At 71.5% G+C, this 10,188-nt stretch carries 8 protein-coding genes and 1 pseudogene; 3 read left to right on the forward strand and 6 right to left on the reverse strand.

Features of this window, described 5'->3' with window-relative positions:
• Positions 1-52 precede the first annotated feature (52 nt).
• The 3 genes from glgC to ACFWVV_RS37435 are packed head-to-tail and all read right to left on the reverse strand — an operon-like array spanning position 53 to position 3,241.
• A complete protein-coding gene (glgC, locus tag ACFWVV_RS37425) occupies positions 53-1,270 on the reverse strand; it encodes a glucose-1-phosphate adenylyltransferase (RefSeq protein ID WP_384359014.1) in 1,218 nt (405 codons plus the stop codon).
• Between the two features lie 29 nt (positions 1,271-1,299).
• The gene (gene glgA, locus ACFWVV_RS37430) at positions 1,300-2,484 is read right to left on the reverse strand and encodes a glycogen synthase (RefSeq protein ID WP_384359012.1); all 1,185 of its coding nucleotides are present in this window, start codon (positions 2,482-2,484) and stop codon (positions 1,300-1,302) included.
• 10 nt (positions 2,485-2,494) lie between these two features.
• Positions 2,495-3,241, reverse strand: a complete 747-nt coding sequence (locus ACFWVV_RS37435; RefSeq protein WP_384359010.1) for a (2Fe-2S)-binding protein — start codon at positions 3,239-3,241, stop codon at positions 2,495-2,497.
• A gap of 119 nt (positions 3,242-3,360) precedes the next feature.
• Here ACFWVV_RS37435 and ACFWVV_RS37440 point away from each other — a divergent pair.
• Positions 3,361-4,086 (forward strand): annotated as a pseudogene (locus ACFWVV_RS37440) (DMT family transporter); the annotation flags it as partial.
• A gap of 288 nt (positions 4,087-4,374) precedes the next feature.
• Here ACFWVV_RS37440 and ACFWVV_RS37445 read toward each other — a convergent pair.
• The 3 genes from ACFWVV_RS37445 to panD form a co-directional block, all read right to left on the reverse strand.
• The gene (locus ACFWVV_RS37445; protein ID WP_384359008.1) at positions 4,375-5,862 is read right to left on the reverse strand and encodes a transglycosylase family protein; all 1,488 of its coding nucleotides are present in this window, start codon (positions 5,860-5,862) and stop codon (positions 4,375-4,377) included.
• Between the two features lie 85 nt (positions 5,863-5,947).
• Complete coding sequence (locus ACFWVV_RS37450) at positions 5,948-7,129, reverse strand: Cmx/CmrA family chloramphenicol efflux MFS transporter (RefSeq protein WP_384359006.1); 1,182 nt, start codon at positions 7,127-7,129, stop codon at positions 5,948-5,950.
• Between the two features lie 716 nt (positions 7,130-7,845).
• A complete protein-coding gene (gene panD / locus ACFWVV_RS37455; protein ID WP_384359004.1) occupies positions 7,846-8,271 on the reverse strand; it encodes an aspartate 1-decarboxylase in 426 nt (141 codons plus the stop codon).
• 226 nt (positions 8,272-8,497) lie between these two features.
• Here panD and ACFWVV_RS37460 point away from each other — a divergent pair, with 226 nt between their 5' ends.
• The gene (locus tag ACFWVV_RS37460; RefSeq protein ID WP_384359002.1) at positions 8,498-8,905 is read left to right on the forward strand and encodes a YciI family protein; all 408 of its coding nucleotides are present in this window, start codon (positions 8,498-8,500) and stop codon (positions 8,903-8,905) included.
• Between the two features lie 8 nt (positions 8,906-8,913).
• Positions 8,914-10,065, forward strand: a complete 1,152-nt coding sequence (locus tag ACFWVV_RS37465) for an RNA polymerase sigma factor (RefSeq protein ID WP_384359016.1) — start codon at positions 8,914-8,916, stop codon at positions 10,063-10,065.
• Positions 10,066-10,188 lie beyond the last annotated feature (123 nt).

A 10,188-nucleotide genomic window follows, 5' to 3' on the forward strand; every position in this document is an offset into this window, starting at 1 on the left:
GGCTCGGGGCGCACAGTCCGGGCCCAGGGGCCTCTGCCGGGTCAGGTGGCTGTCAGCTGACCTGCTGCCCCTTCCCCAGCGCGATCACCCCGTTCCGCGACACCGTGTACAGCTCGGCGTCACGCTCCGGGTTGACGCCGATGGTGGCTCCCGGCGGTACGTCGACGTTCTTGTCGAGGATCGCCCCGCGGACGACCGCCCCGCGCCCTATCCGTACGTTGTCGTGCAGTACGGAGCCCTGGACGACGGCCCCCGGCTCGATGACCACCCCGGGCGAGAGGACCGAGCCCGTGACCTGTCCGCTGATCACGCAGCCGGGGCCGACGATCGACTCGCTGGCGATGCCGGCCGAGCAGAACCGGGCGGGCGGCAGCTGCCCGAAGTGGGTGTAGATCGGCCAGCGCCGGTTGAAGAGGTTGAACTCGGGCTGCTCGGCGACCAGGTCCATGTGGGCCTCGTAGTACGTGTCGAGGGTGCCGACGTCCCGCCAGTAGCCGTGGTCGTGGGCGGTCTCGCCGGGGACGTGGTTGTCGTCGAAGTCGTAGACCTGGGCGGCGCCGCGCTCGGTGAGCTGGGGCAGGATGCTGCCGCCCATGTCGTGCACCGAGTCCTCGTCCTCGGCGTCCCTGATCAGCGCGTCGACCAGCACCTTCGTGGTGAAGATGTAGTTGCCCATGGAGGCGAAGACCCGGTGCGGGTCGCCCGGCAGACCGGGCGGATCGGTCGGTTTCTCCAGGAACCGCTCGACCCGTCGCCCGTCGGAGGCGGGCGTGATGACCCCGAACGAGGACGCCTGCCTGCGCGCCACCCTGATCCCTGCGACGGTGACTCCTGCGCCGCTCTCGATGTGCTGCTGGAGCATGTGGCGCGGGTCCATCCGGTACACGTGGTCGGCACCGAAGACCGCGATGAAGTCGGGCTGCTCGTCGTGCACCAGGTTGAGCGACTGGAAGATGGCGTCGGCACTGCCCTGGTACCAGCGCGGCCCGAGCCGCTGTTGGGCGGGGACCGGGGTGACGTAGTTGCCCAGCAGGCTGGACATCCGCCAGGTGGTGGTGACGTGCCGGTCCAGGGAGTGCGACTTGTACTGGGTGAGGACACAGTTGCGCAGGATGTCGCCGTTGACGAGGTTCGACAGGACGAAGTCGACGAGGCGGTAGGTCCCTCCGAAGACCACCGCCGGTTTGGCCCGGTCGGCGGTGAGCGGCATCAGCCGCTTGCCCTCCCCGCCTGCCAGTACGATCCCGAGCACCGAAGGTCCACCGCGCATCGCCGCCCCCAAGGGTCAACCAGCAAGGGTCACTTGACCAACTCCGCGTACACTTCGGCGGTCCGCCGTGCCACGGCGTCCCACCCGAACTCCTCGACTACCCGCTGACGGCCCGCCGCACCCATCCGACGCGCCTCTTCCGGCTCGTCGAGCACCCGGTTCAGCGCCTCGGTGAGACCGTCCTCGAACTCCTCCGGGTGCCGCAGCGCGCGTTTCTTCTCGTACGGTACGAGCAGCCCCGTGCGCCCGTCGTCGACGACCTCGGGGATGCCGCCGACCGAGGAGGCGACGACGGCGGTGCCGCACGCCATTGCCTCCAGGTTGACGATGCCGAGCGGCTCGTACACCGAGGGGCAGGCGAACACGGTGGCATGGGTGAGCAGTTGGACCACGTCCGGGCGCGGCAGCATCTCGGGGATCCAGAACACTCCGTCCCGCGCCCGCTCCAGCTCACCCACCAGTTCGCGGAATTCGCGCTCGATATCCGGGGTGTCGGGCGCCCCCGCACACAGGACGAGCTGGGCGGCCGGGTCGAGGGCGCGGGCGGCGCGCAGCAGGTGCGGGACGCCCTTCTGCCGGGTGATGCGGCCGACGAACAGGACGTAGGGCCGGCCGGGGTCGATGCCGATGCGCTCCAGGACGTCCGTCCTGTCCGTGGGACGGTAGAGCGCGGTGTCGATTCCGTTGTGCACGACACGGACTTTCGCCGGGTCGAGCGCCGGGTAGCAGTCGAGGATGTCGGTACGCATGCCGCGGGAGACGGCGATGACCGCGTCGGCGGACTCGACGGCGGTGCGCTCGGCCCACCCGGAGAGCGCGTACCCGCCCCCGAGCTGCTCGGCCTTCCACGGGCGCAACGGCTCCAGCGAGTGACAAGTCATCACATGCGGCACGCCGTAGAGCAGTTTGCCGAGGTGTCCGGCGAGATTGGCGTACCAGGTGTGCGAGTGGACGATCTCCCGGTCCGCCAGGGCGGCGGCCATGGAGAGGTCGATGGAGAAGGCGCGCAGTGCGTCGTTGGCGCCGCCCAGGGTGGCGTCGAAGGCGTGACGGGTGACTCCGTGCTCCCGGCCCGTGCCGACACCGTCGGTTCCCCAGCAGTGCACCTCCACATCGGCCAGGGCACGCAACTCCCTTGCCAGAAACTCCACATGGACACCGGCGCCTCCGTAGACGTCCGGCGGATACTCTCGCGTGAGCAGCCCCACTTTCATTCCTTGATGGTCACTCAGATACGGGCTGCGGGGAAGAGCGCCGCGCGCCCGTCCCGGCTTCCCGGTGCCCGGGCGGGGAGTCGAAGACGCAGTCGCCGCACAGCCCGCCGCCCGGGCAGCGGTAGTACAGGCAGCAGCTGGAGCGGCGGAACGCCCCGGCCCTGAAGGCCCCCGTGGCGTTCAGGTCGGGGTGGGCGAACAGCTCGTGGGCGATCGCCGCCGCCCTCCTGCCGGCCTCGGGGCGCTCGTTCTCCCGTGCCCACAGCCTGAGTTGGGACACGGCTGCGGCGAGCGCGGATCCGGCGTTGCCCCACAGGAGCTGCGGGGAGATGTTGCCGTCCCGGCGGAAGGAATCCGCGAGGGGAAGCAGGTGGCCGTACTGGACGGTGTCGCGCAGGGTCTCGGCCGTGGCGGGCAACGAGGGCCGCGCCGTGCTCAGCAGCAGGTCGTCCGGGCTGCTGCCGTCCGGGTCCCAGTACAGGCCGTCCGCCGCGAGATCGGGCACCTCGCCGTACAGCGCGGCCGAACCGAGTGCCACCGACCAGAGCCGTGCCACGATCCCCAGGTGGGCTATCGAGGCGGCGACCCGGCGCTCGGGCGTCCCGAGCCGGGCGGCGACCTTGTCGACCCTTAGGGCCAGCGGGGCCGTCTCGCCCGCGTACACCCGTGCCAACGGGACGTGACCGCCCCCGGCCGGTGGCGTCTCCGCCCGCAGCGCGAAGAACCCGTTCACCGTGCCGAGCTCCGCGAAATCCATGTTCTCTGCCTTTCACCGTGCCGGTCGCACGTGTTGTTGCGGCGTACCGCGTGTGCCGGAGACCCCGGGGCCTGCCCGTGGACAAGGACGGGAGCGCTGCGGCAGGTCATGGTGGATACATGAGTCCCCTCGGACTGTCCGTCCTGTTCGCCCTCGTGTCGGCGGTGGCCTACGCGGTGGGCGCCATTCTCCAGGAACGCGTGGCGGCCACCGGCCACGGCGGCCTGTACGCCCCGGTGCGGCAGCCGGTCTGGTGGGTGGCCACCCTGTTGAACGGCTTCGGCGCCCTGCTGCACATCGGCGCGCTGGCCTACGGTCCGCTGAGCCTGGTACAGCCGATGGGTGCATTGACCATCGTGTTTGCGCTGCCGATCGCCACGGTGTTCGTACGGCGCAGGGCGGATGCCACGGCGTGGCGCGGCGCGCTCATGGCGACGGCCGGTCTGGCCGGACTGCTCTCGCTGACGGGTACCGCCCGCGCCCAGGGACTGGACGGTGGGGAGCAGCTGGCGGTCGCGGGTGCGACGCTCGCCGCCATGGCGGCGCTGTTCGCCGCGGCGCACCTCGTGAGCCGCCCAGTGGCGCGGGGCGTGCTGCTGGCCGGGGCCGCGGGGATCTCGTTCGGCATCGCGTCCGTGTTCGTCAAGTCTCTCGCGGTGGGCTGGGGCGTGCACGGGCTGGCGGGCCAGTGGCAAGGGGTGCCCGCCGTCGCCGCCTTCGCGACGGCGGGGCTGCTGCTGTCGCAGGGCTCCTACCGGGGTGCCGGGCTGACGGCGCCACTGGCCACGGTGACCGTGGTGAACCCGGTGGTGGCCTCCGTCGTCGGCCTGACCCTGTTCGGAGAGTCCTTCCGGTACGGCGCGGCCGGCCTACTGCTCGCGGCCTTCTCGGGACTGGTCGCGGCGGCGGGCCTGACCCTGCTGACGGCGGGACACGATCGAGGGCGGGTGCAGGCGCGTGCGGATCTCGCGCGGCGGGGCGCCGGGAAGGAATTACCCGTGGGCTGCCTCCCGCGCGGCTGGACGCCGGGGAGGAATGGCCCGCAGGCCTCCTCCCCGGCGAACCGGCGAACCGGCGAACCGGCGAACCGGCGAACCGGCGAACCGGCCCAGCGGGCCGAAGGCCGCCCCCGGTCAGACGGTGACCCCGCCCGCCCTCAGATAAGCGACCGGGTCGACGTCCGAGCCGAAGCCGGGGCCGGTCCGCACCTCGAAGTGCAGATGGGGCCCGGTGCTGTTGCCGGTGGAGCCGGAGCGCCCGATGCGCTGCCCGGAGTCGACCTTCTGTCCTTCGCGGACGGTCAGCGCGGACAGGTGCGCGTACTGGCTGTACTTGCCGTCGGCGTGCCGGATGACGACCTGGTAGCCGTACGAGCCCGCGTACCCGGCCGAGACCACGTTGCCGGCCCCGACGGCTTTCACGGAGGTGCCGGTGGGCACCGGGAAGTCGACGCCGGTGTGGTAGCCCTTCGACCAGGAGGAACCCGCCGCCCGGTAGGGAGTGCTGGGGCCGACGTCCACCGGGGCACTGAGCCCGCTCTTGCGCGCGGACCGCGAGGAGACCTTTTCCGCGCGGGACTTCTCCCGGTCGGCCTCCCGCTTCTGCTCCTGCTTCCTCTCCTGCGCCTGCCTGCTCTGCTTCTCCTGCTCGGCCTGCCTGGCGCGCTCCGCCCTGCGTGTCTCCTCGGCCTTCTTGGCGCCCTGCGCCTTACGGGCCTCCTCGGCCTGCCTCGCGCGTTCCGCGGCGGCCCTCTCGGCCGCGGCGTCCCCGCGGGAGTCCTGGCCGGCCTTGTCCGCGGTGCCCGCTCTGTCGGTGCTGCCCGCCGGGTCCGGCTTGGCCGGGGTGCCGATACGTACCAGCAGGCGCTGTCCGGGCCGGATGACGTCGGGGTCGCTGCCGATGACCTGCCTGTTGCCCTGGTAGAGCTGCTGCCAGCCGCCGCCGACCCGCTCGCTCCTGGCGATGTCGTACAGGGTGTCCCCGCCGGCGACGGTGTACGTGTCCTGGGCGCCGGCCCGGCCTGGTGCGGGCCTGGTCGGCTCGGGGTCGGTCTTCGGCGGGGGCGCCGTCCGGGCGGGCGGAGCCGGCGCCGGTCCTGGCGGCCGGGGGTCGGCCTTCGGCGGGGGTGTCTGCCGGGCGGGGGGAGCGGGCTTCTTCTTCTGGGGCGGCGGGTCGGCCTTCCGTCCCTGGTCGGCGCCCTGCCCCTTGCCCTGGGTGGTGATGGTGATGTCCGGGGCGGCACCGCCGCGCACCAGCCCCGCCTTGACCGAGCAGACCGGCCAGGCGGTCGGTCCCTGCCCCTTCAGCACCCGTTCGGCGACGGCGATCTGCTCGTCCTTGGTCGCCAGGTCCGCGCGCGGAGCATAGGTCTGGCCGCCGTAGGCCTGCCAGGTGGCCTGGCGGAACTGGAGTCCGCCGTAATAGCCGTTCCCGGTGTTGATCTTCCAGTTGTTGGTCGACTCGCAGGCGGCGACCTTCTCCCAGACGTCCACCGGGGCCGCTCCGGCAGGGCCTGCCGCGACGAGCGGAAGCGCGATGCCGACGCCGCCCGCCGCAGCCGTGAGCGAGGCGTTGTTGATGCGGCTCGGCTGGTACCGCCGGTGACGACCGGTTGAGGCCATGTCTCGCTTCCTCCACTCACCCTGTGGGACACGTAGCAATCGGCAAAAGTACGGGCATGGCGCAGGCCATGACAAGAGCCCCAACTCACTTGCTCCGTACCTCTGTTGAATCGGAGCCGGTACGAGTCCGCCACAACCGGCCTGCCACACCGGCGCTGACGAGGGCGAACGCCACCAGCAGCGCACTCACCCAGAGCGGCGAACGGAACCCCAGACCGGCCCCCAGTGCGATTCCACCGGCCCACGGCCCCACGGCGGCGCCCACGTTGAAGGCGGCGGTCGCGAAGGCCCCCGCCAAAGTGGGCGCGCCCGTAGCCGCGTACAGCACCTGCGAGATCAGGGTGGAACCCACCGCGAACGACAGCGCCCCCTGGACCAGGACGAGCGGCAGCGCCACGGCCGGCCGCGCGGCCAGCAGCGCGAAGAGCACCCATCCCACGAACAGCGCCGCCCCGCCGCCGAGCAGCAGCGCTGCGGGCCTGCGGTCGGCGACCCGGCCGCCCACCGCCACGCCCACGAACGAACCCACTCCGAAGAGGGCGAGCACCACGGGTACCCACCCTTCGCCGAACCCGGTGACCTGGGTGACCAGAGGTGCGAGGTAGGTGAAGGTGCAGAAGGTGGCGCCATTGACGAGCGCCCCCAGCAGGAGCCTAAGCAGCAGCCGACCGTCGCGCAGCGCCCGCAGTTCGTGTCGCACCCCGGCCCCGCAGGGGTCGCCCACTTCCGCGGGTACGGAGTGCAGGATGCCGGCGAACGCGGGCAGTGACAGCAGCGCCACCGCCCAGAACGCGGCACGCCAGCCCCAGAGTTGACCGAGCAGGGCCCCGGCGGGCACTCCGACGACGCACGCGAGGGTCACTCCGCCGAGGAGCGCGGAGGTTGCCCGGCCCTTCGCGTCGGGTGCGACCATCCGAGTGGCGGCCGTGAGGGCGACCGCCAGGAACCCGGCGTTCGCGAGTGCTCCGACGACCCGGCAGACGAGCAGCACGGTGAAGCTGCCGGTGACGGCGGCCAGCACGTGAACGAGCAGGAACACCCCCAGGAGGACCAGCAGCGCGGTCCGCCGCGACCAGCGCAGGCTCAGGGCCGCCATCAAGGGCGCCCCCACCACCATTCCGACAGCGAAGGCCGAGGTCAGCGCCCCGGCAGCGGACAGGGACACGCCCAGGTCCGCGGCGATTTCCGGGCCGAGCCCGGACAGCATGAATTCCGAAGTGCCCTGGGCGAAGACAGCGAGCCCGAGCAGGTGAAGAGAGAACGGCACAGCGAGACCCCACAACGACGTCGTGATGCAGAAACAGCCTTGACGACGCCGGCGGTCCGGTGGCGGGCAGCGGTCGATGGCGTACCCGGCGGTTCCGTGCGGATACCGGAGGTACGTGACCACGCGAAAAAGCCACCGGACGGCCGGTGGCTAGAGTCTTGACGCCTCGGGACTGGACACGGGACGCACCCTACGGAGGGGTGCGCCCCGGGTCCATTCCTTTTTACGTACGGGCTCGTAGGGCTCCCGTACGGGCTCGCAGGGCTTCCGCACGGCTTCAGCGCGGATCCGCACGGCCTGGGTACGGCGGGCCGGACCCCGCAGGGGGTGCGGCCCGCCGTGGGTGCTGGCCGCTCAGCGAGCCGGTCCCGGCGCCGGTTCGGGTGCCGGGTCGGGTCCCGGCCCCGGCGGAATCGGGTCGGGCAGGGGCCCCGGCGGGATCGGGTCCGGGGCCGGCCCCGGCGGTACCGGGGTGGGCCCCGGCAGGGGTCCGGGAAGCGGCCCGGGGTCCGGTCCGGTCGGCCCGGGCGGCGGAGTCGGCGCGGGCGGTACGGGATCGGGGTTCGGCTGGGTCATGCCTGATCGACCTCCAGGTTGCGGAGTCTGGTCGAGTGTCGGATGCCGCGCCGCGAGGTGCGGCTGATCCCCACTCTCTCCCGATGCGGCTTCCCACGCCTGCGGAGTCCACACGCACCGACCGCGCACCGGAATCCGCCCTACCGGATGGCCGCCAGGGGATTGCGAAGCTGCCCGCCTTCTCCGCCGGGGACGGGCTCGGCGGGGTCGGCTCCCAACGACACGATCCGGTTGCCCTCCCCCACGTGCACGATGCGCGGCTCCAGCGCGCGGGCCTCGGTGTCGTCCACCTGCGCGTAACTGATGAGAATCACCAGGTCACCGGGGTGCACGAGATGGGCTGCGGCCCCGTTGATCCCGATGACACCGGATCCCCGTTCGCCCTCGATGACGTACGTCTCCAGTCGGGCCCCGTTGGTGATGTCCACGATGTGCACGAGCTCGCCGGGCAGCAGATCGGCCGCCTCCATCAGCTCGGCGTCCACCGTGACGGATCCGACGTAGTGCAGGTCGGCCTGGGTGACGGTAGCGCGGTGGATCTTGGACTTGAACATGGTGCGCTGCACTGAGGTACTCCTAGAATCTCGGCTCCCTGCCCGCGTGTTTGCAGGTCAAGGGCTGTTCCATTCCGGACGACACATCCAGCCTACGCAGTGGGCGGATCCTCCGGCCAGGCACCCTTGCCCGGGCGGCCAAAAAACTTCGGGCGGGGATGTCGAGAACGTGTGACCGGCTCCGTCCCCGTGGTGAATGCGACCACAATGGGCCGCACCAGTACGGAGGAGATCCATCATGGCCAAGTACCTGCTGCTCAAGCACTACCGCGGCGCCCCGGCAGCGGTGAACGACGTCCCGATGGAGAAGTGGACCCCCGAGGAGGTCTCGGCCCACATCCAGTACATGCGGGACTTCGCTACCCGGCTCGAAGGGACCGGCGAGTTCGTGGACGGCCAGGCGCTCGCCCCCGGGGGCACCTTCGTCCGGTACGACGGTGAGGGCCGCCCGCCGGTCACCGACGGCCCGTTCGCCGAGACGAAGGACCTCATCGCCGGCTGGATGGTGATCGATGTGGACAGTTACGAGAGGGCCCTGGAGCTGGCCGGTGAGCTGTCGGCCGCACCGGGTGCGGGCGGGGAGCCGATCCACGAGTGGCTGGAGCTGCGCCCGTTCCTGAGCGAGCCGCCGACCATCACGGAGTGACTCCACCGATGAACGAGGTCCTGCTCAGGAGCCTCACACCGAGTGTGCTCGGCGTCCTCGTCCGCCGCGGAGCAGACTTCGCGGCGGCCGAGGACGCCGTCCAGGACGCGCTCGTCGAGGCGATCCGGGTGTGGCCGGCCGATCCGCCACGTGATCCCAAGGGCTGGCTGATCACGGTGGCCTGGCGCCGGTTTCTCGATGCCACCCGCGCGGACACCACCCGCCGTCGGCGCGAGGACCTGGTCGCCGAGGAGCCGACGTGCGGAGCCGCATCCGGGACGGACGACACCCTTCAGCTCTACTTCCTGTGCGCCCACCCGTTGCTGACGCCCGCGTCCGCGGTCGCGCTGACGCTGCGCGCGGTCGGCGGGCTCACCACACGCCAGATCGCCCAGGCCTATCTGGTGCCCGAGGCGACGATGGCGCAGCGGATAAGCCGTGCCAAGCGGACGGTGTCCGGTGTGCGGTTCGACCGTCCTGGCGATGTCTCCACGGTGCTGCGGGTCCTCTATCTGGTCTTCAACGAGGGGTACTCCGGCGACGTCGACCTGGCCGCCGAGGCCATCCGGCTCACCCGTCGGCTCGCCGCTGCCGTCGACCACCCCGAGGTGTCCGGGCTGCTCGCGCTGATGCTGCTCCACCACGCGCGGCGTGCGGCCCGAACCACACCGGATGGCAGTCTCGTGCCACTGGCCGAGCAGGACCGCACCCGATGGGACACCGCGGCGATCGCGGAGGGCGTCGAAGTCCTGCAGGCGGCTCTGGCCCGTGACCGGCTGGGCGAGTTCCAGGCTCAGGCCGCCGTCGCGGCACTGCATGCGGACGCACCCTCCGCGGCGGAGACGGACTGGGTGCAGATCGTCGAGTGGTACGACGAGCTCGCGCGCCTCACCGACAGCCCGGTGGTCAGGCTGAACCGGGCGGTTGCCGTCGGGGAGGCGGACGGCCCACGCGCCGGCCTGGCAGCGCTCGCGGCACTCGACGCGTCCCTGCCCCGCTACACGGCGGTCGCTGCCTATCTGCATGAACGCGACGGTGATCTGACGACGGCGGCCACCCTGTATGCCGAGGCCGCCCGGGAAGCATCCAACCTCGCCGAACGCGACCATCTGACCCGCCAGGCAGCCCGTCTAAATTCCGCGTCGGGACGCGCCAGGTAAACCGTCCCTTAAGTACCCGGCAATGCCCGTGAACGCAGAAGAGCCCCGTACCGGTATCCCCGGTACGGGGCTCTTCGCAATGATTGTTCGGCGGCGTCCTACTCTCCCACAGGGTCCCCCCTG

Origin of the sequence: Streptomyces sp. NPDC058663, assembly GCF_042716745.1 — a bacterium.
Taxonomy (GTDB): domain Bacteria; phylum Actinomycetota; class Actinomycetes; order Streptomycetales; family Streptomycetaceae; genus Streptomyces.